This window comes from Shewanella hafniensis (genome assembly GCF_019655335.1).
Classification (GTDB): Bacteria; Pseudomonadota; Gammaproteobacteria; order Enterobacterales; family Shewanellaceae; genus Shewanella; species Shewanella hafniensis.
Window position 1 is genome coordinate 1 of the sequence record NZ_BPFD01000010.1, and the last position, 23,918, is coordinate 23,918.

Consider the following 23,918-nt stretch of genomic DNA (forward strand, 5'->3'; position numbering starts at 1 on the left):
ATTAATATTCTTGCCTATACCGTATGCCGTCGGTCAATATTTCTTCTCCTATCAATAACCTATATAGAGATAACCAGTTTTGGCTACGCGGCTGGCTATACTCACGCGTGGGGTGTTCAGAAACAGCAGCCGACCTAGCCCAAGATACATTTCTACGTTTGTTAAAAACCGGAAATCTGCCGCCTTCAGGCGAATCTCGGCGTTTTTTAACCCGCATTGCCAAAGGATTGATGATTGATGCTTATCGTCGGCAGAAGATTGAAGAAGCCTACCTAGAAAGTTTGAGCTTGATGCCAGAAACCTTCATACCTGGGCCAGAAATCCATCATGTCATCATTGAAACACTCGCTGAAATTGCCGTTATGCTCGATAACTTGCCGGATAATGTGCGCTTGACGCTGTTACTGCGCCAGATAGAGGGTTTAAGCTATGCCGATATTGCTAAGCAACTATCAGTTTCTGTTTCATCGGTAGAAAAGTATGTTGCGCGAGGCTTAGCGGCCTGCTGCCTCGCGCTGGAATCCTATTAGTCATGCCTGCCAATCAATCTGGGGCCGAAAATATCGGGCAGGAAAACAACTGCGATGCCATTGAAGCGGCTGCTGGCTGGATGGCCCGTCTGTTGGCGGATGATGCTACCGAGCAGGATTGTATTAACTGCCAACAATGGCGTGACCAAAGTTCACTTCACGAACAAGCATGGCAACGCATGTGCCAGATCACTGGCAAGTTTACCTCCTTACCTAAGGGTACTGGCATCCAAGTGCTTGAAAAAGTTAGCCAGTCCGTCGTATCACGTCGGCGTTTCCTCAATGTTTTAGCGCTGGCAGGGATTGGCGTCACCGCGACTTGGCTTGGCGCGTCACAGACTCGACTTGGCCGGAGTCTGCAGGCTCAATACCGTACCGGCGCAAACGAAACTCGCACCTTTACTCTTGAAGATGGCACCCGCTTAACACTAAACATAGATACTGCGGTGGATGTGGATTTCTCAGCCGAGAAGCGGCAAATACAACTCCATCAAGGAGAGATCTTAATCAAAACGGGTCATGAATCTCCCCGTCGCCAATTCTTAGTCACCACTCACTTTGGCCAACTAATCGCGCTGGGTACTGAGTTCTGCGTCCGCCAATACGAACTCTATGCCCGTGTAGCCGTAATCGACGGCGCAGTAGAAGCTTATACTGCCAGTGGTGGTAAGCCACAACGAGTGGATGCAGGCCAACAAACTCGATTTGATAAGACAATGATCGCGCCCCCGACACCGCTGAAAAGCTCAGCCATCAGTTGGCGCCATGGCAAGCTAGTGGCAGAAGGGATGCGGGTAGCGGATTTTGTCGAGGAGATCGGCCGCTATCGACCCGGCTTCACGCTATACGATAGTGCTGTGGCCAATTTGACCATCAGCGGCGTATTTTCTCTGCAAGATACCGACCTTGCCCTACAAAGCCTTGCAAGCAGCCTGTCAGTAGAACTGCAATATCGCACCGCTTACTGGGTCAAAGTGATCCCAGCCCGCTAAAACCTTAACGCTGAAAATTATTTTCAAAAAATTTTACGGGTTTTGCGATCTCGTTCGGAATAGTAGATAGAACCTATTAACTTTCCCCCTTGGGACTCTCTATGCATTCCGTTGAATTTGGCCGTTCGCGACCAAAAAAATACCGCGCTAACTACTTGTCCCTTATGGGCCTGAGTTTCACCGTCATCTTAAGCATTACAGCACCACAGCCATCACTGGCTCAAACTGTCGATGTTGATGCTAGACAAATCAACAAGCTACAACATTATCAGATTAAGGCGGGCACGCTCGATGCTGTCCTCAACAGCTTTGCTCTAGCCGCGAATATTGATCTGTCGATATCTTCAGCACTCACTCGGGGTAAAACCAGCTTAGGGCTAGAGGGACAATACTCGATTGAAGCAGGCTTGCAAAAGATACTGGCGGGGACGGGTTTACAGGTCACATCGCGCCTTGAGGGGCAATATATTCTCGGCAAGGCGACCGCCGCAATAGTGTTGGCACCCATAACGGTTATCAGCGCTGCGGGTTATGAACAGGATATCAAAAATGCGCCAGCGAGCATTAGTGTGCTTTCAGGCAAGGATCTAGAGCAACGCAAATTTAATTCACTACAAGATATCGCGCGGGAAATTCCCGGGGTCAATGTTATTGGTTCTGGCGCACAGAGCGGAATATCCATACGCGGCATGGAGAAGGGTTATACGTTAGTGCTCGTTGACGGCAAGCGGGTACGCTCGGACACGGGAAATCCACGAGGATTGAACAACGAAGATCTCGATAGCAATTTTATCCCTCCCGTTGCGTCAATTGATCGGGTCGAAGTGGTTCGTGGGCCTATGAGCTCACTTTATGGTAGCGATGCAATGGGCGGCATCATCAATATCATTACCAAGAAAACACCTGAAAAATGGAGCGCCAGCGCGGGCTATGGTCTGCGCGTTCCGGACAGCAGCTCAATGGGAAACCAAAACCAACAGGATATCTATATTTCGGGGCCACTGGTTAAAGATCTGATTGGTGCTTCCATTTGGGGAAATCAAGCCGTCCAAGACGAAGACAAATATTACGGTGGATATCAGGAGTCGACTAAGAAAACGCTTGGCAGTAAGTTACGGATCACGCCTCATCGTGACCACGAAGTCATCCTTGACTACTCAAAGGCGAGTCAGCGCTACATTGGCAATCCTGGCGGCGTGCTACTGCCTAATGCCAGAGGTAGCATTGACCGCGAATGGACCCGAGATGCATGGAGCATTGCCTACAATGCCTTGTTCGATCTTGGCGAACTAGAACTGAAATACTATGAAGAAGATTATGAAAGACTGACTTATCCTGCTGCAGCTGATTTTACTACAGGATCAACAAACAAAGTCAGCGATGCACGCTTCATTACAGGTGTGGATAGCCATACTCTGACTTTCGGTGGTCAATGGACTAACGACAAACTAACTAACGGTGATTTAGGCAATGGCTCTCCCCGAAGCTTTGGCACCCGCTCTGTCAGCGATTTCAGTATTTTTGCAGAAGACGAATGGGAGCTGCTCGCAGATAAACTTTATCTCACCCTTGGTGCGCGACTAACGGACAACGAATTCTTTGGTCATCATGTCTCACCTAGAGCATATCTTGTTTTCAATCATAACGATCACTGGACTTTCAAAGGCGGCATCGCCACTGGCTACAAGAGCCCGAAGATTGACCAGATTGATAACACCACAGGCTCTCAACGCGGCGGCGGTACGAGTCAGTTTGTCATTGTTGGTAATCCCGACTTAGAGCCAGAACAAAGCACGAATTATGAAATCGGCGCGCTTTACACTCAAGATGACACACTAAATATCGGTGCCACGCTATTTTTCAATGACTTTTCCAACAAAATCCTCAACACCAACACCTTCTATTTCGACGATGGTAACGGCGGATATATTCCAGCCTATTGCATTTCAGGTGACGTTGGCACCAAAGACTGCCCAGCTTGGGCCACTTGGCTAAATGCCAAGGGAGCACAGATCCGCGGTGTCGAACTTGAAGGCCACTGGGACATGACTAATACCTTGGCGCTCAAAGCGAGTTACACCTATACCGATTCACGAATTGACGCAGACAACGTGATCATCAATACCCCCGCGGGTCCTCGCCCTTTCGGTGAGACATTAGCATTACTTGATGGAAACTCGCTCGTTGGTATCCCAAATCATAACGGCTCAATAACGCTCGACTACCAACCTACAGAGGCACTCTCGGCATTCCTGCGAGGTAATTATGAGGGCGAAATTACCCGAATCAGCTTCGATCGCAACACGGTCGATAAGAGCGACAAGGATTTGATCACGCTGGACACAGGCCTGAACTATTCGCTGAACCGCTTTATCAGCTTCAACGTCGGGATAGACAACATCACCGACGCTAAGCGATTTAAAGTCAATAACGATACTGGGGCCTACCGCTATTCAGAGCGCGGACGTAGCTATTTCGTTAGCGTTAAGACGCAATTCTGAATATGGACCTACATATCATGCTCAAAAAAGACTCACGATTGTCCCATCAATCGAAGCGCGGCAATCAAAGCGCCGTTAGCAAATGGCTGTTCACCACTGGGATGGTAGCGCACTCAATCGCCATCTGTTTATTGTGCTATTTATCCAGTGGCCAACTTGTTAATACAACAGGAGCTCTGCTTTACCACATGGGCATGCCATGGACGGATGCCGTGGTCGTCACCAGTATGCTGGGGTTTATCTACTTAGTGCTGATTCTATTGTGGGCATTTTCCCGTAACGGCGTCCTGCGAACTTGGCTGAACGTAAGCAGCCTGACGGGTTTTAGTATCTTCATGGCTTGGATAATTGGAGCATTAGCATGAAAGATGGATTCCGTACTCGAATGAGTCTCCTGCACACTTGGGCAGGATTGATATTAAGCGGCTTGCTGTTCGCCATTTTCTGGACCGGCACGCTGTCAGTATTCGATAAAGAAATCGATCGCTGGATGATGCCACACACTCGAATCCACATGGATACTGTAAGGCCATTATCGGTAGACCGCGAGATCATACCTTTACTGGCAGAGCGAGCTGAGGGGGCAAAAGCTTGGACTATAGTGCTACCCGCTGAGCGCAGACCTTTTTTGACATTGGCTTATGATTCTGCAAAGTCACACATAGCACAGCGAAATAGTTTCCACCCGATCACACTCGAACCGCTTCCGGCTCCAAACACCCGAGGAGCGAGTAACTTTATTTACCCCTTCCATCACAATCTAACCTTACGCCAAAACAACATTGGCGCCCTACTGGTTGGCATTGCGAGCATGGGTATGCTTTGCCTGTTAATTTCCGGCATAGTCATACACCGTAGAATATTTGCCGATTTCTTTACCCTTAGGCTGCTTCGTGGCTTTGGCAGAGCCAATCTCGATATTCATAACCTCACAGGCGTTGTGCTGCTGCCTTTCACTATCGTCATCACCTTGTCAGGGCTAATGATTGCGCACTTGATCTATTTCCCCAAGGCGCCCGATGCCGTTTTCGCACAGCTTAACCCAGCATCCGTGACGCAGGAACGACCCAAATCCAAAGTAAGAGAAGCTTCACGCAAACGTGAGCAAGATGTTAGCAGTGAAAATGAAGACGAAATTACCGATGCCAGAGAAGGCTCACGCAATAGTCCTGCACGGAGTCGTTTTATCGCCGAATCACAGGGGCGTGTTAGACCACAAGCAATAGGCCAACCCGCCAATATTGCCGCAATTGATCCTATGATTGCGGCGACCGAAAGCGAGCTAGGTCAAGGGGCTGTCTATATGATTCGGGTTAGCAATCCTGGAGATGCAGGTGGTGTCGTCGCACTCAGGCTAAATAGCGATAACAGCGTATCTCAGAATATTGATAATAGGAGATTTTCTACCGCCACTGGAGAGGAACTCGCACATTTCAACTCATCCTCGACGACCAATATATTTAACTTTATTGCTGGTATGCATTACATCAAATTTACACACTGGCCACTGCGCTGGCTTTATTTTATCGCAGGGCTGGGTGCTTGCGCGTTAATCGCCACTGGCCTACTGCATTGGACTCAGGCACGTAACCAAAAGCAAGGCAGCACTGGCTTCAATGTGTCTTTTATGAATGCACATAACATCGCTGCGATCACTGGCATTATTTCTGCGACCGGGGCTTTTTTAGTAGTCAATCGCTTGCTCAATAATAGGGAACAATTTGCAGGTATTTCCAGCCGCGATTTAGAGGTATATGCCTTCTTTGGTGTCTGGCTGGCGTGCCTACTTCATGCATTAATCAGAGTGTTTATAAACAAACAGTATGGTTACCGAAAGGCTTGGGCAGAACAATGCTGGACGATTGCTCTGATTGCTATCGCAGCTGTGGGACTGAACTGGATAACCACAGGCGACCATCTGCTTAAGACCCTATTCACCCATACCTATTGGCCCGTTGCGACCCTAGACTTAGTGCTTGTTATTAGTGCTGTGATGGCCATTTACGCAGCGCGGAAACTATCCGTTATCCGTGAGAGTTAGATGTTAAAAGGAGAGGATTAATGCCTAAAGACCTGCTGTTAGTCGCCATATTTAGCGCGGCCTACCTCAGTTTTGCTTTGTTCGCCCTGAGCCAAGTACGGCATTGGCGCGTTGTTTTCGATAAGGCGCTACCCACTCAAAGGGAGGTGTTGCTCCTACGCAGCCTAGGCATCTTGATGCTAAGCATATCTTTAGCACTGTCGCTGGTGCGCGACGGTGCCAGCTTTGGCAGCCTGCTCTGGATAACAATGATTGGCGTGGCTGCACTCGCCGTCGCTTTAACCTTAGCTTGGCGACCTCGCTGGTTACGTCCTGCGGGTAAATTATTCTCCTTCACTCACCCAGATACAGGGCGAGTTAACCATAAAATGAATCAAGTTAAAGGTTGAGAAAATTGATGATATTGAAAGCCGTTTTACTCTCATTGATGCTACTTACTCTGCCGTTCGACGGTTGGGCTCAGGAAAACACCAGTGCTAATAACAGCCAAGCTACGTTACCGCTCAGCACTGAGACTCATGCCATTGAGCAATTGTCTTCAGTACCTGAAACGGTAGTTTCGGGTGTGCAACAGCCAACGGAAGAAGCTTCCGCTACAGATGTGTTAGCAACATCGACTTGGTGGCACGATGCCCTCGCGCTGCTAGAGGCTGGCGGCACAGTAGTGGTGATATTAATGCTGATGTCATTGGTTGCTATGACGATTGTGCTGATGAAACTTATTCAGTTTCAGCGCGCCGGACTGTGGCAACGTAAACCCGCAAGGCAGGCATTAGCCCTATGGCAACAAGGCAAGCAGGAAGAAGCATTACAGCTTGCTGCAGTAAGCCGCAATCCCACAGCACAGGCAATGGCACAAGCGATTCGTGGCATCACACGCCAACTACCTGAACCTTTGGTGCGCGAAGAAGTGCTGCGTTATGGCTGTAATGCGCTATTTCAGTTAAGACGCGGATTGCGCCCACTAGAGGTCATAGGTTCATTGTCACCACTACTGGGATTACTGGGCACGGTAATGGGAATGATCGCCGCCTTTCAACAACTGCAAGCGGCGGGTAATAAAGTGAATCCAGCGATTCTGTCAGGCGGGATCTGGGAAGCCTTGCTCACCACAGCGGTTGGCTTATGTGTCGCTATCCCAGTGGTGGCATTGCTGAACTATCTGGAGCGGCGTGTCGATCATCTTGCACATGAAATGGATAACTTAGTCACGCAACTATTTACCCCTGAGTTATCAGCTACCAGTAGCTATCAAACGCCAAATACTGTGGTTACGCCACTCTCCGCCAGTAACAAACAGGCACTCCATGCAAGCGCCATTTAGTCAACAGCTGAGATTCACGACTCATTCTTCAAAACGTAAAGCAGTAATTAGCTTAACGCCACTCATTGATGTGGTGTTTATCCTATTGGTGTTTTTTATGCTGTCTTCCAGTTTTCTAGACTGGCGCACTGTGGCGCTCGATACCAGCACAGCGGGTAGCCCAGCTCCCGTTGAACAAGCGCCATTTTTAGTGCAAATTAGCGCAGATCAACTGCAACTAAACGGCGAAATAATCACACTGGAAGCATTACAGCAAAAAGCACAAGGGCGCCAGCCTGCAAGCCAAATGGTGAGCCTACAGCCGCAGGCGGATACTCCAGTACAAAGGTTAGTGCAGGTATTGGATGCACTTAATGCCGCAGGGATTGCGCCGCTAACACTGGTAGAAGACTCCAATTGGCAACCCGCACCTGCGACTAAAGCGGACGGCAATAACATGGAGAACAGCCACTAATGCATTTTCCTGAACGTCGGCCGGACCAAACCGAAGAACGTATTTTGCCGCTGATTAATGTGGTGTTCTTGCTGTTAATCTTTTTTATGATCGCAGGTAGCCTTTCAGTGACAGCACCGTTTGATGTCACTCCACCGGTCTCGCAAAGTGATGGCGTAGATGAACCGGATGCAATGCTCATCCTAATAAGCCGTGACAACAAGCTCGCACTCGATAATGAACCGATTACGGAAGCAGAACTGTTAGCACGCATCGATATGCTGCTGTCCGCCGAGCCAGAAACCCAAGTCACGCTAAAAGTTGATGGTGAGTTATCGGGAAACCAGCTCGTGCATTTTACTCAAGCCTTGTATGGCGTAGGCGTTAAAAAGCTGCGTTTATTAACTGAGCTGGGGGCCAAATGACAGACCAAGAGTTCGCGCCGAACATAGCGCAATGCGGTATAGCTTTGCTGTTAGCGGCTTTTTTGCACATCGCCTTAACGGCTGCAGTGTTTTGGTCGCCAGCAGTAATAACGCCCACGGGTCAGGCTAAAGCGGTTGGCAACGGAGGGATTGAAATATCCTTAGGGCCTGCAGGTAGCGCAGCGAGTGCTCTGCCACAAACGACGGCGCCAGTTGCTGAACAAAAATCTGAGCCAATCGCAGAGCAACTCGACAAACCAGAACCATTGCCACCCGTGGCAAAGAAAGTCACTCCCACACCACGTCCCAAACCTAAACCCATAGAGCCAACACCTCAGCATGAGCGAACAACTCAGTCCAAGGTGAATAAGCAGCATAGCAGTCCAATCGAAACCCCATCGCCGACAGCGTTAGCTGCGTCTGCCAACGAAGTAGGTCAAAACGGTGCAGGTCATTCTACAGAAAATAACACGACAAATAGTGGTGATAGCTTTACTGGCGGAGGTTTGATGGGCGACTCCCAAGACTACACTGCGACTTTATTAGCCTGGTTAGAGCAACATAAAGAATATCCGCGCACGGCACGTAATCGACGTCAGCAAGGCACAGTCATGCTGTATTTTGTGTTAGATCGTCAAGGCAGAGTCAGCGCGAGTCGAATTGAGCAAAGTTCGGGCTATCAAACATTAGATGCAGAAGCCCTAAAAATGTTAGAGCGAGCACAACCATTGCCCGCCATACCCGATGCAATGCCAAACGAGACGTTAGAACTTGTTGTGCCAGTGCAGTTTTTCTTACGTTAAGCTGCGCCGTGAAATAGAACATCCAGCGGACAAACTTATCGATATGGTCATCATATTTAATGAGTGCCTTGCTTGTTTGTCTGAGCAATCATGTAAATAGGTATAAACCCTATTTCATCGCGGCTTTTACGTATACATCAAAACGGTTTTTCTTGGTTTCAATAACTGTATTAGGCTTAACCCCGTCCAAATCTTCGGCATAGTCTGGGCGCTTAACGACGACACGTTTCGTTGCTAAAGCTAAAGCGGGGGCGAGTAAACCATCGGCATCTAAATCGGCACCGACTAAGGATTGGAATACCCGCATTTCCTTTTTAACGAGGGCCGATTTATCGCGGTGGGGATACATAGGGTCGAGGTACACCACATCCACCTCTTGTGCCAATTTAGATAGAGCTTCAAGGCTAGACCCATGGAACAGACGCATCCGCTCACGCATCCAATCGCCGATTTCAGCATCTTGATAGGCGCGGCGCAGGCCGTCTTCAAGCAATGCCGCAACCACAGGATGACGCTCAACCATAGTCACAGTGCAACCAAGGCTTGCAAGCACAAAGGCATCGCGCCCTAAACCCGCAGTGCCATCAACCACACTCGGTGTTACCCCTTGCTTTAATCCCACGGCTTTAGCGATGGATTGGCCGCGACCACCACCGAACTTACGTCTATGGGCGACAGCGCCAGTCACAAAGTCCACCACTATACCGTCGAGCTTAGGCTCATCGCGTTTATGCAGTGATAAAGTATCTGATTCAAAACGTAATTCGAAGGTCGCATTCGCATCGTAGACGATTTGCCAACGTGCACAAATATCCACAAGTGTTGGGTATTGCTGATTGAAAAAAATCGGGGTCACAGGCTGTCTTCTAACCAATGAAAATGATGGCCATTATGCCTAAAAATCTCGTTTATGAATATGCTAGTCAGCAAAACACATCGCTAAGCTCATCACTGTCTTAGCCAATTTGTCTCAGTACGCCCTTAATAATTCAAACAAGCATCACACTGTAATGTACTGATTTATAAAGGCAGCAATCTATTTGTATAACAATTTAGTGATTTATGTTATATGTTATATCCCCAGTCAACCTGCGTGACTTCCGTATGGGATAAGGACTCTTTTTGCTTCAATGGCTAAAAGGTTTTTTGTTTATTAGGGATCAAGACTTTTTAAATCCTGATAGAACAATATTAAAAACCAGCTTATTGCGGATTATTCTGCTCAGTGGCGCGATTTTGACCACTAGCATAGTGCTGCATAGCTCTTTAATTGCGTATGAGTTAAACCTCGCTTTTATTATCAGCATTACGGTCAGTTTTCTAACTGTGCTGTTTTTGGCTTTATGGTTTACCCGCAAATATTTACTCGCCAGTTCAATAAGCCTGCTGGCTATGGTCATTGCCGCCTGTATTTCTATACTCTTGTTTATCCCTGATTTTAACTTATCCCAGGCAGGGATTACCTTCTTATATACCCTTCCCTTAATGGCGCTTTTTCTATTTGGCAGAAAAGTAGCCGTTATTATGATGTTTTTTAATGTATTGCCTTTTTTACTGCTACTGCGTAACCAAAATATTCCCCCGATTATTGATATTGATATCAGTCTGCCTGCGACCCACGCTTATCTGAATGGTTTACTGTTTGTCTTTTTTAATATTTGCATTCCCTTGTCGGCGATGCGCTTGCTAAAAACCCAGAAAGTCCATGCTCAGCAAATGATCCAGCATCAAAATGCTCTGCAGCGTACCTTAGATCAATATGCTGAAATCTTTGAAAATAATGGCACCGCCTCTTTCTTCTGTAATGAGGACGGCGTGATCCTCAACCTGAATAATGCAGCCCAAAAAATCGCCGGAGAGGTCACGCTAAACCGCACTCGCTTATGTGACATTTTTGAACTTACCGAAGATACCAGCACAAACTTACTGGCGGCCTCGTTTCCGACCCATTTAAAGAACAATAACAGCACTAAATACCTGCTGCAGAAAGCCTCCTTAGAGCACCATGACACTTTGTTGTTTCACTGCCACGATGTCACTGAACAGGCCAACCATGCAATTGAACTAAGCCGACTTAAAAAGCACCATATCAGCACACATTTCTATGACTTAGTGACTGGATTACCCAACGAGAATCACTGGTATAACCCAGCCACAAGCACAATCCATTTGGATATGACAGTTGCCATAGTCAAAATTGATAACCTGAGTCAAATCAATGCCGCCTTAGGGATCAGCGTCGGAGATGCCATCCTAAAAGCCTTTGCAACCGAACTCAAAAATCGCTTTGGGCATCACGCAAAAATATACCGTTTTAGGGGAGCCTCGTTTGCGCTTGAGTTTACCAGCCTGCCGCTGATCTCCCCCGAAAACCTCGCGCAGCAATTACGCGAGCGTATTCCAACACACCTGCAGCTTAAGCAAGAACAACAGATTGAATATCATCTCGAGTGCCGAGTCGGTTGCAGTTCGGGCAATAAGGCCTCACCGCAGCAAGCCGCAGAGCAATGTTTAATTGCCATAAAACAAACCACCCAAGCTAGCCCAGTAATGGTGTATTACATTGGTTTAATTAATAATCTTCTCGAAGCCTCATCACAGAAAGCCAGAATTCGTGATGCATTGAAACACAATCGTCTGGAAATGTGGCTACAGCCTAAAGTAAGGGCAGATGGCCACATTATTAGCTTTGAAGCGCTGGCAAGAATGTTCGATGAAGACGGCACTATGATTATGCCGAACACGTTTATTCCCATCATAGAGTCATCCCAATTACAGGCGATTTTTGCGATAAAAGTCTTTAGGCAATTACTGCAACTGATCCGTTCTTGGCCGAAAAATGTGCCTCTGGTCAGGATTGCCTTCAACCTATCTGGACAGGATATTCTGTCGGATCGCTTCTTTAAGGTGTTGATTCAAACCTATATGAATCACCCCGAACTCATCCCATTATTAGAAATTGAGATTACTGAAACCTCAGTATTTTCAACCCATAAAGAAACGGGCCGACGCTTAAACACCTTGGCTCGTATGGGAGTGTCTATCGCCATTGACGATTTTGGTACTGGCCATGCCTCATTAAGCCAACTCATCGATATCAGTGCCGACACGATTAAAATCGACCGCTGCTTTGTCAGTCAAATGGGCATTAGTGAACGCCATACCCAAATTGTGAATGCCGCCATCCTGTTAGCTAAGAGCTTAAAACTCAACGTCATTGCCGAAGGTATCGAAACCGAAGCCCAGTTATTGCAACTCACAGCGTTAGGATGTGAACAATTTCAAGGCTATCTATTTGGCAAACCCGCACCCGCGAATCTATGGCTGAAAACCTTTCAAATGCAAACTCCCACACACTGGTTTGCTAATAAACAGAGCGCCAACTGAGGCATTAAATTTACGCCTACAAGCATCGCAGGTATAATTAGCGACTGGCATTTGCCTCTCTTTGCTTTGTTTGCAAATTACTAGGATCCCCCATGTTAAGTTACCGCCATGGTTATCACGCTGGCAATTATGCCGATGTGTTGAAACACGCCATCTTGCTTCAAACCTTGCAGCTGATGCACAAGAAAGACAAACCACTCGTGTATATCGATACCCATGCGGGCGCGGGTGGTTATGCTTTAAGCGATGAATTTGCACAAAAAACCGGTGAATACCTCGAAGGTGTAGCTAAGCTTTGGGATAAAACTGATCTGCCGCAATCGCTGCAGGACTATGTCGCCGCCGTGCGTCATTTTAATGAAGAAAATCCTGACGAACTCAACTTCTACCCAGGTTCGCCCGCCATTATAGATATGGAATTAGGGCCTAAAGATCGCATGGTACTGCACGAGCTGCACAGCACTGATTATGTGTTGCTGGACGATTATTTTTGCGAAGACAGGCAAGTTAAAGTAATCAAAGGTGATGGTTTAAAAGGCCTTATCGCCGCAGTGCCACCCTTAGAGCGCCGCGCTCTGGTGCTTGTCGATCCTAGCTACGAGATGAAAACCGATTACCAAGATGTAGCCGAAACCCTGATCAAAGCGCATAAACGTTTTGCCACGGGCGTGTTTCTGCTTTGGTATCCCGTGGTGAATCGCGCTCAAACCGAAGGCATGTTATCGCGCCTCGCCAACAGTGGCATTAAACGTCAGCTAAGAATCGAGCAGGCGATTAAACCCGATTCGGATGAGTTTGGCATGACAGCGGCAGGATTATGGATCATCAATCCGCCATGGCAGTTAGATGAAATCGCAACCGAATTAATGGATTACTTAGGTAAGACGCTCGGACAAGCGGACGGTAACATCACAGTAAAATGGGAAGTCGGCGAATAACCTTCCACTCAAATAGCGGCGATGATCTCAGGTTTTCGCCGCTTGATTTTAGTTCACAAAGTCTACAGCTAAACGCCTTTCTGCTCGCGATAACGCTTCAATAGAATTTTCACCCGTTCAACATAGGCTTGGGTTTCAGGATAGGGCGGAATACCATTGTACTGCACCACAGTTGTCGGCCCCGCATTATAGGCCGCACAGGCTAAGGCTACATCCCCGTTAAACTGTTTTAGCATCTGCGCCAGATACTTACTGCCACCTAAGATATTTTCTTCGGGTAAGAACGCATTTGCTACCCCCATTTCTTTGGCCGTTTCTGGCATTAATTGCATCAATCCCATAGCGCCAGTACGCGACAATGCACGCGCATTAAAGGCTGATTCTGCGTGGATCACGGCGCGGATCAAGGCGGGGTCAAGTTGATGTTTATGGGCTGCACGGGTGATCAGGGCATCATAATTGGCGGTAAATAATCGGATGCCATTCCAATCTATGGTTGAATCGGGGCGGCAGGCAAAACAGTCATACAACAAAATTTGATACGGGTTATTGGCTGGGGCTTTGTCGGTAAATACAGTGATGCCATTGGCTTGTTGGTATTGATAAATTTTGAGTTTTTCTAAGCCTTCACGGCTGACGATGCCGCTCTCTGAATATCTGGCAACGATACGCGGCTTAGGCTTTGCGCTTGTCTCTTCTGCTTTTACGCTCGCCATCAGACTCGATATCAACCATAAACACAGACCCAACACGGCAAGGCGGCGAGGCGATAACAAGGCCGCAGCCATCGGTGGGCGAGTCGGTGCTATGCGAGTGAGCAACATCAAAGTCCCGTGTGCTGATTAAGTTTAAGTACTTCAATGATAGCAAAGAGTTGCTTCATCTCTCGGTTTATCTGACTAAATTCTGCTGAAAAGGTCGCGCCATTAAAAATAGACTGCATTTGAAAACGCGTTCTGCGATTTGGTAGGAACATAATCAACTTATTACGAAAGAAAGCGCATTGAATATTTCCGCCCAAATGCTTAGCAAGTTCCTGTAAGCGCTCCATAAATGCCGTATTGAGCAAATAGCGAGACTCCACTTGATCCGTTGAAAACACGTCGAACTCTTTTTCAAATTGTGGATCTTCAAGTTTGACTCGTACTAGTCCAGCATGGCTGTCGGACAAGAAATTCGCTAAACCACCGCGATCCCTCAGCACCACAGTGTGGCCCATAAACGCTTTATGGCTACTCAGCTCAACCACTAAGCCACTAAACTGGGTTTCGGTGCGGGTAACGGTTCTGCGCCTATGGGTACTAGCATCCAGTTCTTCGACTTGCACATTCTTGGTCAAGGTGAGCTCATTAATCGTCAACTCAACGCCTTTATAGCGGCCTTGAATATAGTCGCCGAAACTGACTTTATCGTATTGCGGCAACACTTTAGCCGCAACAAGTCGATTCATATCGAGGCGCATTTCACGGCTATAAACAAAATCATCACCGAAATATTTAAACATCAGTGGATAAATATCCCGCTGAACCAAATGTTTAAAATCTCGAGTCGGTGCAAAGCTCCACCAGCTCAAACCAACTAAGGTAAGCAAAGGTAAAGGCGGGAAATACGCGCGACCACTGTAGTAGCCAATAACGGTGAGCAAGCTCAGCCCAAGCACTATCATTAAACTCAAATATAAACGTTTACGCGCCGCCTTAAGACAGGCCACACGCTTATTTTCATATTTACGACTAATGGGGGCGAGGTGTTCTTCGTAATACGCTTCGAGTTGAGGAAGTTCATCCAAATCCGCAGACAAACCAACATGACCCCGATAAGTTTGAATCGGGCTACCTAAAATGAAGGTTAAAATATTCATATTGATATCATAGTATTGCAGGGTGATAGCTCACCCTGCACAGCTAGGCTTACAAGTATTCGGCCGCATCTATGGGCGCTTTTGCCGCTTCGCTCCCTTCATAAAAAGGCATAACTTTAATACTCGCCATTGAAGCGATAATCGAGCCAGGGAAGATTTCAACAGCAGTATTCAGCTCTGACACTGCCGAATTATAGAAACGTCTCGCAGCGGAGATATGCGCTTCGACTTCGTTATAGGTCTGCATCGCCTGCAGCATAGTGTTGTCGGACTTGAGCTCAGGATAGTTCTCCACATTCACCATCAAGGCGCCCATTTTGTCATTCAACTGCTCAGCCTGAACTAAATGCTCTTTAACGGCATTCGGATCAGCCTTGTTATAATTACGGCTAAGCTGAGTACGTAATTCGGTGATTTCAGTGAGCAACGACTTTTCATGATCCATAAATCGTTTAGCGATTTTTAGAATATTAGGCACAAGATCGGCACGCTTAGTAAGTTGTACATCAATACCCGACAGGGCCTCGAGTGCGGTATTGCGCTTTTTGACTAAGCTGACGTACCAAAGATAGGTCACGATAAAAATCAGCGTTAATCCCAATAACAATTTTTCCATCTTCCATCCTTAGGTTTCTTATTCTTGTTAACAGGATACAGCTAATCATAAATGAGTGGAAATTTCACCTATGGCACAGATTAAGTCGATGAAATTATTCGCTGGTCAGAGCTGGCGACACTAGAAGCAGTTATCTAGAGCTTCGACCACCAGCAAAATCCCACTTTAGGCCATAATCTTTGTTCATGTGAATTAAAAAGCACTATAAAAATAGAAATTTAACAATATTCAGCTCCGATACAGCAAACAAGGTCTATAGTGTTATGGCACAACATTAGAGCATCCAATTTTGCTCGTGAATACTGGACTCCTCGAGAGTCCATTTTTTTATCCTATTTTTTCCTAACCGCTTCAACATCGCCCATCGCAACATTTAAGTTTCAATTAAAACTTAACAATCATACTTTCCGGCTAATTTTTTAACTTTTACCTTAGCTTTCACCCAGAGTATTTGCAGCCAGAGTAATCTCCCTCAGCCACGTCATCGGCCGTCGGCAACGCCTCGCGCCAGTTCTAGGGTAAAAGATAGTGCGCTGCGCAAAGGTCGACATAAAGGAAGTACGATGAGTTTTAATTCCGGTGATATCCCCCCAAAAAAGGCTCCTGAGCCAAATCCACAACATGGCGATATCAGCACCAGTGGTTGGTTTGTGCGTTTTCTCAATATTGTTGAACGCTTAGGTAATCTTCTTCCCCACCCAATCACCCTTTTCGCACTGTTTTGTGTTGCTGTGGTCATTATTTCAGGCATCGCGGGTTACTTTGGTTTAACCGTTGTCGACCCAAGGCCCGTTGGCTCCCATGGCCGCAGTGCAGACGGGTTAATTCATGTGGTTAGCCTAATGAACGCCGAAGGCTTGCGGATGATAGTGTCGCATTTGGTGACTAACTTTACCGGATTTACACCGCTTGGCACTGTGCTCGTCGCACTTCTTGGCGTCGGGATTGCTGAGCGTTCTGGCTTATTATCCGCCGCTATGCGTGCATTAGTCATGGGCGCCTCAAAGCGATTGGTTACTGTGACCATAGTCTTTGCCGGCATTATGTCTAACACGGCCGCCGAGCTTGGCTATGTGGTGCTTATCCCTATGGCAGCGATGATTTTCCATTCCCTAGGTCGCCATCCTCTGGCGGGTTTGGCTGCAGCTTTTGCAGGGGTTTCAGGAGGCTATAGTGCTAACTTGTTACTGGGTACTGTCGATCCCTTATTATCTGGCATAACCGAAGCAGCGGCGCGCATGATAGATCCTGAGTACAACGTCGGCCCAGAAGTGAACTGGTACTTCATGTTTGTTTCCACCTTTGTGATCACTTTCCTCGGCGCCTTTGTTACCGAGAAAATCGTCGAGCCTAAGTTAGGCAAATACCAAGGTGAAGATGCGGATGAAAGCGTACTGCAATCAATGGAGAGCGTTAGTGCGATTGAAAAGCGTGGCTTAAAATGGGCTGGGTTATCTATGTTAGTGCTCGCCGTTATCCTAGCGCTTTCAGTCGTCCCTGAAGGTGCGCCGCTGCGTCATCCAGAAACTGGCCTTATCTCAGGTTCGCCCTTCCTCAAGGGTATAGTCGCCTTCATCTTTATTTGTTTTGCCATACCGGGCTTTATTTACGGCAAAGTCGTGGGCAGCATCAAAAATGATAAAGATGTCATCAATGCCATGTCCCACAGCATGAGCACTATGGGCATGTATATCGTCCTCGTCTTCTTCGCCGCGCAGTTTGTCGCCTTCTTCAACTGGAGTAATTTAGGTGCGGTACTCGCAGTGTTAGGGGCCGATGGACTGCAATCCATAGGCTTGACTGGCCCTATTGTGTTCCTGTTCTTTATTATGCTTTGCGGCTTTATCAACTTGATGCTCGGCAGCGCCTCGGCGCAATGGGCCATTACCGCTCCTATTTTTGTGCCTATGCTGATGCTGGTCGGTTATGCGCCCGAAACGATTCAAGCGGCATACCGTATTGGGGACTCAGTGACTAACTTAGTCACGCCTATGATGAGCTACTTCGGTTTGATATTAGCGGTCGCCTGTCGTTACCAGAAAAACCTCGGTATAGGCACGCTGATCGCCACTATGCTGCCGTACACTCTGGTGTTTTTCGTGGGTTGGACGGCGTTCTTCTTCCTGTGGGTATTTGGTTTTGGTCTGCCCGTCGGGCCGGGCGCTGCAACTTACTACACGCCTTAATCGCAATAAAAAGGGCGTCGATGATCAAGTCGACGCCCTTTCTTTATTCGATAGCTTTAGTCGTATAGCCATTCCATTAACAGACTGCAGATCATCAAAAAAATACCTAGATTAAACACATAGGTCTGTAGGGTAGATTTTAATGTCGTGTCCTCAGCTTGCGACACTATCTGGCTCACAGACATAAAAAATAATTGAGGGGCTAGCCCCATGCCCACAAATAACACAGCAGCACCGACACAGCGAGTTAACTCTGGCAGTACAAGCTCCTGCAAGTAAAATGCATAAACGCCATAGGCCAAAAATGCCAGCGCTATGCCATGGCATACCATTCCCACGATAAGTTGCTTAGTGGCAAGATTACCCCACGAAAACACCATGTCACCCCTACACTCAGCTTAACCAGAACTATTGATACTATTGATGCTATTGATGCTATTGATGCTATTGATGCTATTGATGCTATTGATGCTATTGATGCTATTGAGCGTGCAGTTTATCTCGCTTACGATGAATCTGCACCCACGCAAACCAACCAAATAAAATGCCGCTAATGGGATAAATATAGAGTGCTCTTTGCAGTTCCGCCCAGAATGGATCACCCAAGATAAAATAATGGATTAAGGCGACCACGAGGGACGTCAACATACCCCAGTAAAGTACGCCAAAGACCAAAATAAAGTACCACTTACCCTTAGCGAGTAGTGCATCTAATTTTTGCAATTCCAATGCTGCATCATCCATGTTTCGTCCTCTTAACGGCCTAAGTGCAATATGCCAGAACTCGCGTACAGAGCCTATCCATCTTTATAACTAACAAGCATTAAAATAGCAAAAAGCCCCGCTATCGCAGGGCTTTAGTTTAGAAACGACTGAGCTTATTCAGCTGAGCTTGGCTTCTCTTCTTTAGCTTTCTTCTCACGCTTACTGAAGATGCGCTCCACTATCACGAAGAATAATGGTACGAAGAAAATACCTAGGAAGGTCGAGCTCATCATACCGCCAAGTACCGCAGTACCAATGGCGTTTTGGCTACCAGAACCCACACCCGAACTAATGGCTAACGGCACAACACCTAAACCAAAGGCGAGAGACGTCATCAAAATAGGGCGCAAACGTACACGTACCGCATGCAGGGTCGCCTCGACTAAGCCAGAACCTTTCTCGTAGAACTCTTTCGCGAATTCCACAATCAAGATGGCATTCTTAGTTGCCAAACCTACTGTGGTTAACAGTCCGACTTGGAAGAATACGTCGTTTGGCAAGCCGCGACCATTCATTGCAATCAAGGCACCGATGATCCCGAGTGGCACCACAAGCACAACGGCAAACGGCACCGACCAGCTCTCATAGAGTGCAGCCAGTACGAGGAATACCACTAAGATCGACAAGGCATACAGCGCAGGCGCTTGGTTACCCGATAGACGCTCTTCGTACGATAAGCCGTTCCACTCAACACCAAATCCAGGAGGAAGCTGCTTAGCAAGGTCCTCCATGATTTCCATCGCCGCGCCGGTACTGAACCCAGGAGCCGTAGCACCCTGAATGTTCATCGACGGTAAGCCGTTAAAGCGCTCTAGACGTGGGGAACCGTATTCCCATGTACCCGTCGCAAAGGCTGAGAATGGCACCATGTCGCCCTTGTTATTACGCACATACCAAGTGTCTAAATCTCCTGGTTGCATACGATACTGGGCATCACCTTGCACATACACTTTCTTCACGCGGCCGCGGTCAATAAAGTCGTTCACATAAGAACCACCCCAAGCCGTCGCAAGCACGCTGTTCACATTGGTGATTTCAATGCCTAACGCGCTTAACTTAGCGTGATCTACATGTAATTGATAAATCGGCGCATCTTCTTGGCCGTTAGGACGCACACCCACCAGATTTGGATTCTGTGCCGCCATGCCCAGTAGTTGGTTACGTGCCGCCACTAACTTCTCGTGACCTTGGCCGTTCTTATCCTGCAAGTACATGTCGAAACCGTTCGCCGTACCCAACTCGATAACCGCAGGCGGTACGAAGGCGAAAACTAAGGCATCTTTCATCTGGCCGAACACACCCATGGCACGACCCGCAATAGACTTAACATCCATGCCTGGCGCTTCACGTTCAGACCAATCCTTCAAGCCAACGAAAGCGATACCCATGTTTTGCCCTTGACCCGCAAAACTGAAGCCCGCCACGCTAAATACCGATCTCACGCCTTCTTCAGCCATAAAGTGATCAGAGACTTTCTCCAATACTTTTAAAGTGCTTTCTTGGGTTGAGTTAGTCGGCAAAATCGCTTGGGTAAACAAAATACCTTGGTCTTCATCTGGCAAGAAGGCGGTAGGCATACGGATGAAGATCCAACCCACTGCAATCACCAGCACAACATAAATCGTCATCACTCTGAAGCTGCGTTTGATGATACCGGCCACGCTCGATTCATAACGATTAGTCAGCTTGTCGAAAGTACGGTTAAACCAACCGAAGAAGCCTGTTTCTATGTGACCATGGCCCTTCTTGACTGGCTTTAACATAGTCGCACACAGTGCTGGCGTTAAAATCAACGCCACCAGAACAGACAGCGCCATCGCAGAGACGATAGTGATAGAGAACTGACGGTAAATCACACCCGTTGAACCTGACATAAATGCCATAGGTACAAACACAGCAGATAGGGTCAGACCAATACCGACTAAGGCACCGGTAATTTGATCCATCGACTTACGCGTCGCTTCGAGTGGACTTAAGCCCTCTTCGGACATCACCCGCTCGACGTTTTCCACCACCACAATCGCATCGTCCACCAGCAAACCGATGGCGAGCACCATAGCGAACATGGTTAGGGTGTTAATCGAGAAACCCGCCATCGATAGAATCGCAAAGGTACCCAGCAATACCACAGGCACTGCAATAGTCGGGATCAAGGTTGCACGGAAGTTTTGCAGGAAGAGGTACATGATAACGAACACAAGTACGATAGCTTCAAGCAAGGTATGCACCACACCTTCGATAGATTGCTCAACGAAAGGCGTTGTATCGTATGGATAAACGACTTCTAATCCCTGCGGGAAGAAGGGCTTCATCTCAGCAATTTTTTCACGAACCGCTGATGCGGTATCCAGCGCGTTAGCACCCGTTGCCAGTTTAATCGCTAACCCTGTTGCAGGTTGACCATTATACAGTGACACCACGGCATAACTTTCAGAACCTAACTCAACTCGTGCCACATCACCGAGGAAGACATTTGCACCTGAAATATCCGATTTAAGGATAATCTTGCGAAACTCTTCCGCCGTTTGTAAGCGGCTTTGCGCCGATACAGTCGCGTTCAGCTCTTGGCCAGCCACAGATGGCGCGCCACCTAACTGTCCAGCGGAGACTTGAGCGTTTTGAGAACGAATCGCCGCAACAACATCTAAGCTGGTTAAGCTGTATTGAGTCAACTTCAACGGATCTAGCCATATACGCATCGCGTATTGGGCACCGAACAGCTGAATTTCACCTACGCCCGGAACACGGCTCATAGGATCTTGAATGTTCGCACCCACGTAGTCGGCGATATCGCCTTTATCTAACGAACCGTCGGTCGATACGAAGCCTAATACCATTAAGAAGCCTGAACTCGACTTGTTAACGTTAACCCCTTGCGACTGCACTTCTTGTGGTAACAGGGTCATAGCGCCCTGTAACTTGTTCTGAACTTGAACCTGTGCAATATCCGGATCGGCTTCGGCGTTGAAGGTTAAGGTAATAGACGCATTACCAAAACTGTCACTGGTTGAGGAGATATAACGGAGGTGATCGATACCCGTCATACGTTGCTCAATCACCTGAGTTACAGAATCTTCAACGATCTTAGCGGAAGCGCCAGGATAGTTGGCACTGATCACCACGGTCGGTGGTGCAATGTTAGGATATTGGGACACTGGCAGCGAGCGGATCGAGAGGATCCCCGCCAGCATAATAATCAAGGCGATCACCCACGCAAAGATGGGGCGATCAATAAAAAAACGTGCCATAGCTATGCCCTATTGTGCTTGCGTTTCAGAAATAACTTTGGTGGTTACTGGAGCGCCGGGACGAACTTTCTGTAATCCTTCCACAATCAACTTATCGCCCACAGCTAAACCAGAAGTGACTCGCCATTGGTTGTTAATCACTTCAGCGGTCGTCACAGTTTTCGCTTCGACTAAACCTTGGTCATTCACCACCATCGCCACAGCTTCACCTTTAGAGTTACGCGTAATCGCTTTTTGCGGAACTAAGATAGCCTGTGGGTCCGTGCCCGCATTTAACATAGCGCGAACATACATACCCGGTAATAAGATACCTTCAGGGTTAGGAAATTCAGCGCGCAGAATGACTGAACCAGTGTTTGGATCCACACTCACTTCAGCGAACTGCAACTTACCCGGATGACTGTATTGACTGCCATCTTCGAGCAACAATTGCACGTCTGCATTTTCTGACGCTTGTAGCTTACCTTGCTTCAACTTAGCCTTAAGACGTAACAACTGCGCACTCGATTGCGCGATATCCACATTGATAGGATCAAGTTGTTGAATCGTCGCCAATGTTTGGCTTTGGTTGGCGGTCACTAACGCACCCGCAGTCACACTCGATTTACCGATACGACCAGAGATAGGCGCTAATACTTCAGTGTATTGCAGGTTGATTTTAGCTGTGTTGATCGCAGCTTCTGCCACTGTGACATTCGCTAATGCTTCTTTGTAAGCCGCTTCAGCTTCATCAAATTCTTGCTTACTGATGGCGTTGGTTTTCACCAGTTGCTGATAACGTGCCGCCTTAGCTTTTGCTGAGGCTAAACCCGCATTGGCTCTGGCTAAATCGGCATTGGCACTGACTAACGCAGCTTTGTAAGTTGAAGAGTCAATCTGATACAAGGATTCACCCTGTTTCACATTGCCGCCTTCAACAAAACTACGCTTAGTGATAATACCGTTAACCTGTGGACGAACTTCAGCCTCGAGGAAAGCTTTACTGCGTCCTGGTAATTCCACCTGAATCACTTGTGGCTGGGCAACAACATTAAGGATTCCCACTTCCATACTACGTGGACCAGCACCCGCCTGAGCGCTCTCTTCTTGAGGGCTGCAAGCTGCCATCCATAACGCCACGCTTATAACTGAGGCAAGTTTAATTGTCTGCCGCATGAGAACTCCTTCAAATATTAACTGCCCACATACCAGTACACTTATTGCGCTGACACGAGCCGTAATTGTAACTAAAATCAAATCCGTTATTTATCTCATAGCCTATATGAATCAACAAGGAAGATAACGAAACTAAATTGTAAACTAATGAAAATTTTCACTCATTCAGCATTACTATATTCATCGAATTGTTATTCGATTTAAAAAATCGGTTAACTTTGAGTGGCATTGTTAGGGGGATATGCCGTAAAACACCCAATAAGCCTACTCCATATTGAATATGTTGCAAATCTGTTCATATTCTAGACTTGCGGCAGGCCAAGGCCCACAGCTCAATGACGTTAGCTTAACCGCCACTTGTTGCAATAATTTGTACATAGAGACGAAAACACAGCGCTGCTGTTTTTACTCAGGCCACTCTCAGCATCAAATCGTTAAAAACGACCCTATTAAAACTGATAATACCGAAAGAGAGTAAGCAAAGAATTGGCTTCAGACTACCAGCGCGTAAAAAACATCATTTAGCGGATTCATGTGCAATTTGTTACCTCAAACCGCTTAATATGGCCGAAATGCGGTGCCAATGGTTTAAGTCAAACCCACAACAATAAAATTAACCGTCTCAAATCATACTGAGCGGGTTATTTTAGTGATTCCCCATAGGCGGAGCAAACCCGAAATCCAGTTTAATACCCCATTAAATGAAACTCAGA

At 47.4% G+C, this 23,918-nt stretch carries 21 protein-coding genes; 13 read left to right on the forward strand and 8 right to left on the reverse strand.

The features are described 5' to 3' along the window. Positions 1-23 precede the first annotated feature (23 nt). The 10 genes from K5Q99_RS04930 (at position 24) to K5Q99_RS04975 (ending at position 9,049) form a co-directional block, all read left to right on the forward strand. Positions 24-530 (forward strand): sigma-70 family RNA polymerase sigma factor, encoded by a 507-nt coding sequence (locus K5Q99_RS04930; RefSeq protein ID WP_220776215.1) that lies wholly within the window; start codon positions 24-26, stop codon positions 528-530. 2 nt (positions 531-532) lie between these two features. Then, on the forward strand, positions 533-1,522 hold the full coding sequence (locus tag K5Q99_RS04935) for a FecR domain-containing protein (protein WP_220776216.1): 990 nt from the start codon (positions 533-535) through the stop codon (positions 1,520-1,522). A gap of 101 nt (positions 1,523-1,623) precedes the next feature. Continuing rightward, on the forward strand, positions 1,624-4,023 hold the full coding sequence (locus tag K5Q99_RS04940; protein WP_220776217.1) for a TonB-dependent receptor: 2,400 nt from the start codon (positions 1,624-1,626) through the stop codon (positions 4,021-4,023). Between the two features lie 17 nt (positions 4,024-4,040). Next, positions 4,041-4,388, forward strand: coding sequence for a hypothetical protein (locus tag K5Q99_RS04945; protein WP_220776218.1), 348 nt, complete (start codon positions 4,041-4,043; stop codon positions 4,386-4,388). Continuing rightward, positions 4,385-6,064: a PepSY-associated TM helix domain-containing protein gene (locus tag K5Q99_RS04950; protein WP_220776219.1), complete on the forward strand. Its 1,680-nt coding sequence runs from the start codon at positions 4,385-4,387 to the stop codon at positions 6,062-6,064. The genes K5Q99_RS04945 and K5Q99_RS04950 overlap by 4 nt, the downstream gene beginning before the upstream one ends. A gap of 20 nt (positions 6,065-6,084) precedes the next feature. Beyond that, positions 6,085-6,453 carry a DUF3325 domain-containing protein gene (locus tag K5Q99_RS04955; RefSeq protein ID WP_220776220.1) on the forward strand — a complete coding sequence of 123 codons (369 nt, stop codon included), beginning with the start codon at positions 6,085-6,087 and terminating at the stop codon, positions 6,451-6,453. An 8-nt stretch (positions 6,454-6,461) separates the two neighbouring features. Next, positions 6,462-7,388 (forward strand): MotA/TolQ/ExbB proton channel family protein, encoded by a 927-nt coding sequence (locus K5Q99_RS04960; RefSeq protein WP_220776263.1) that lies wholly within the window; start codon positions 6,462-6,464, stop codon positions 7,386-7,388. Beyond that, positions 7,372-7,842 carry an ExbD/TolR family protein gene (locus tag K5Q99_RS04965; protein WP_220776221.1) on the forward strand — a complete coding sequence of 157 codons (471 nt, stop codon included), beginning with the start codon at positions 7,372-7,374 and terminating at the stop codon, positions 7,840-7,842. The genes K5Q99_RS04960 and K5Q99_RS04965 overlap by 17 nt, the downstream gene beginning before the upstream one ends. Continuing rightward, the gene (locus K5Q99_RS04970; protein WP_220776222.1) at positions 7,842-8,246 is read left to right on the forward strand and encodes an ExbD/TolR family protein; all 405 of its coding nucleotides are present in this window, start codon (positions 7,842-7,844) and stop codon (positions 8,244-8,246) included. The genes K5Q99_RS04965 and K5Q99_RS04970 overlap by 1 nt, the downstream gene beginning before the upstream one ends. Further along, on the forward strand, positions 8,243-9,049 hold the full coding sequence (locus K5Q99_RS04975) for an energy transducer TonB (protein ID WP_220776223.1): 807 nt from the start codon (positions 8,243-8,245) through the stop codon (positions 9,047-9,049). Before K5Q99_RS04970 ends, K5Q99_RS04975 begins: the two co-directional genes overlap by 4 nt. 109 nt (positions 9,050-9,158) lie before the next feature. Here K5Q99_RS04975 and K5Q99_RS04980 read toward each other — a convergent pair whose 3' ends face one another. Then, positions 9,159-9,905, reverse strand: a complete 747-nt coding sequence (locus tag K5Q99_RS04980) for a class I SAM-dependent methyltransferase (protein ID WP_220776224.1) — start codon at positions 9,903-9,905, stop codon at positions 9,159-9,161. 266 nt (positions 9,906-10,171) lie between these two features. Between K5Q99_RS04980 and K5Q99_RS04985 the strand changes: the two genes are divergently transcribed. Together K5Q99_RS04985 and K5Q99_RS04990 are read left to right on the forward strand one after the other, a co-directional pair. Further along, the gene (locus K5Q99_RS04985) at positions 10,172-12,436 is read left to right on the forward strand and encodes a bifunctional diguanylate cyclase/phosphodiesterase (RefSeq protein ID WP_220776225.1); all 2,265 of its coding nucleotides are present in this window, start codon (positions 10,172-10,174) and stop codon (positions 12,434-12,436) included. Positions 12,437-12,528: 92 nt separating this feature from the next. Further along, the gene (locus K5Q99_RS04990) at positions 12,529-13,374 is read left to right on the forward strand and encodes a 23S rRNA (adenine(2030)-N(6))-methyltransferase RlmJ (protein ID WP_220776226.1); all 846 of its coding nucleotides are present in this window, start codon (positions 12,529-12,531) and stop codon (positions 13,372-13,374) included. Positions 13,375-13,442: 68 nt separating this feature from the next. On the opposite strand, the gene K5Q99_RS04995 is transcribed toward K5Q99_RS04990, so the two are convergent. The 3 genes from K5Q99_RS04995 to K5Q99_RS05005 are packed head-to-tail and all read right to left on the reverse strand — an operon-like array spanning position 13,443 to position 15,851. After that, the gene (locus K5Q99_RS04995; protein WP_220776227.1) at positions 13,443-14,198 is read right to left on the reverse strand and encodes a lytic transglycosylase domain-containing protein; all 756 of its coding nucleotides are present in this window, start codon (positions 14,196-14,198) and stop codon (positions 13,443-13,445) included. Next, positions 14,198-15,235 carry a DUF3137 domain-containing protein gene (locus tag K5Q99_RS05000; RefSeq protein WP_220776228.1) on the reverse strand — a complete coding sequence of 346 codons (1,038 nt, stop codon included), beginning with the start codon at positions 15,233-15,235 and terminating at the stop codon, positions 14,198-14,200. Before K5Q99_RS05000 ends, K5Q99_RS04995 begins: the two co-directional genes overlap by 1 nt. 49 nt (positions 15,236-15,284) lie before the next feature. Next, positions 15,285-15,851 (reverse strand): LemA family protein, encoded by a 567-nt coding sequence (locus K5Q99_RS05005; protein ID WP_106648973.1) that lies wholly within the window; start codon positions 15,849-15,851, stop codon positions 15,285-15,287. Positions 15,852-16,414: 563 nt separating this feature from the next. Here K5Q99_RS05005 and K5Q99_RS05010 point away from each other — a divergent pair. Beyond that, positions 16,415-18,037: an AbgT family transporter gene (locus tag K5Q99_RS05010; protein WP_246604390.1), complete on the forward strand. Its 1,623-nt coding sequence runs from the start codon at positions 16,415-16,417 to the stop codon at positions 18,035-18,037. 56 nt (positions 18,038-18,093) lie between these two features. On the opposite strand, the gene K5Q99_RS05015 is transcribed toward K5Q99_RS05010, so the two are convergent. The 4 genes from K5Q99_RS05015 to K5Q99_RS05030 form a co-directional block, all read right to left on the reverse strand. Further along, entirely contained in the window at positions 18,094-18,417 is a 324-nt protein-coding gene (locus tag K5Q99_RS05015; RefSeq protein WP_219235070.1) for a hypothetical protein, read from the reverse strand. Between the two features lie 100 nt (positions 18,418-18,517). Further along, positions 18,518-18,781, reverse strand: a complete 264-nt coding sequence (locus K5Q99_RS05020) for a hypothetical protein (protein WP_220776229.1) — start codon at positions 18,779-18,781, stop codon at positions 18,518-18,520. Between the two features lie 134 nt (positions 18,782-18,915). Continuing rightward, on the reverse strand, positions 18,916-22,050 hold the full coding sequence (locus K5Q99_RS05025) for an efflux RND transporter permease subunit (RefSeq protein ID WP_220776230.1): 3,135 nt from the start codon (positions 22,048-22,050) through the stop codon (positions 18,916-18,918). Between the two features lie 9 nt (positions 22,051-22,059). After that, positions 22,060-23,205: an efflux RND transporter periplasmic adaptor subunit gene (locus tag K5Q99_RS05030; RefSeq protein ID WP_220776231.1), complete on the reverse strand. Its 1,146-nt coding sequence runs from the start codon at positions 23,203-23,205 to the stop codon at positions 22,060-22,062. Between the last annotated feature and the right edge of the window lie 713 nt (positions 23,206-23,918).

Bases quoted from the DNA above. Each gene is read 5' to 3' on its own strand.
- K5Q99_RS04940 (WP_220776217.1), top strand. From the start codon at position 1,624: ATGCATTCCGTTGAATTTGGCCGTTCGCGACCAAAAAAATACCGCGCT.
- K5Q99_RS05010 (WP_246604390.1), top strand. From the start codon at position 16,415: ATGAGTTTTAATTCCGGTGATATCCCCCCAAAAAAGGCTCCTGAGCCA.
- K5Q99_RS04945 (WP_220776218.1), top strand. From the start codon at position 4,041: ATGCTCAAAAAAGACTCACGATTGTCCCATCAATCGAAGCGCGGCAAT.
- K5Q99_RS05025 (WP_220776230.1), bottom strand. From the start codon at position 22,050: ATGGCACGTTTTTTTATTGATCGCCCCATCTTTGCGTGGGTGATCGCC.
- K5Q99_RS04975 (WP_220776223.1), top strand. From the start codon at position 8,243: ATGACAGACCAAGAGTTCGCGCCGAACATAGCGCAATGCGGTATAGCT.
- K5Q99_RS05020 (WP_220776229.1), bottom strand. From the start codon at position 18,781: ATGGATGATGCAGCATTGGAATTGCAAAAATTAGATGCACTACTCGCT.
- K5Q99_RS04960 (WP_220776263.1), top strand. From the start codon at position 6,462: ATGATATTGAAAGCCGTTTTACTCTCATTGATGCTACTTACTCTGCCG.
- K5Q99_RS05030 (WP_220776231.1), bottom strand. From the start codon at position 23,205: ATGCGGCAGACAATTAAACTTGCCTCAGTTATAAGCGTGGCGTTATGG.
- K5Q99_RS04935 (WP_220776216.1), top strand. From the start codon at position 533: ATGCCTGCCAATCAATCTGGGGCCGAAAATATCGGGCAGGAAAACAAC.
- K5Q99_RS04990 (WP_220776226.1), top strand. From the start codon at position 12,529: ATGTTAAGTTACCGCCATGGTTATCACGCTGGCAATTATGCCGATGTG.
- K5Q99_RS04995 (WP_220776227.1), bottom strand. From the start codon at position 14,198: ATGTTGCTCACTCGCATAGCACCGACTCGCCCACCGATGGCTGCGGCC.
- K5Q99_RS04965 (WP_220776221.1), top strand. From the start codon at position 7,372: ATGCAAGCGCCATTTAGTCAACAGCTGAGATTCACGACTCATTCTTCA.
- K5Q99_RS05005 (WP_106648973.1), bottom strand. From the start codon at position 15,851: ATGGAAAAATTGTTATTGGGATTAACGCTGATTTTTATCGTGACCTAT.
- K5Q99_RS05000 (WP_220776228.1), bottom strand. From the start codon at position 15,235: ATGAATATTTTAACCTTCATTTTAGGTAGCCCGATTCAAACTTATCGG.
- K5Q99_RS04930 (WP_220776215.1), top strand. From the start codon at position 24: ATGCCGTCGGTCAATATTTCTTCTCCTATCAATAACCTATATAGAGAT.
- K5Q99_RS04970 (WP_220776222.1), top strand. From the start codon at position 7,842: ATGCATTTTCCTGAACGTCGGCCGGACCAAACCGAAGAACGTATTTTG.
- K5Q99_RS05015 (WP_219235070.1), bottom strand. From the start codon at position 18,417: ATGGTGTTTTCGTGGGGTAATCTTGCCACTAAGCAACTTATCGTGGGA.
- K5Q99_RS04955 (WP_220776220.1), top strand. From the start codon at position 6,085: ATGCCTAAAGACCTGCTGTTAGTCGCCATATTTAGCGCGGCCTACCTC.
- K5Q99_RS04950 (WP_220776219.1), top strand. From the start codon at position 4,385: ATGAAAGATGGATTCCGTACTCGAATGAGTCTCCTGCACACTTGGGCA.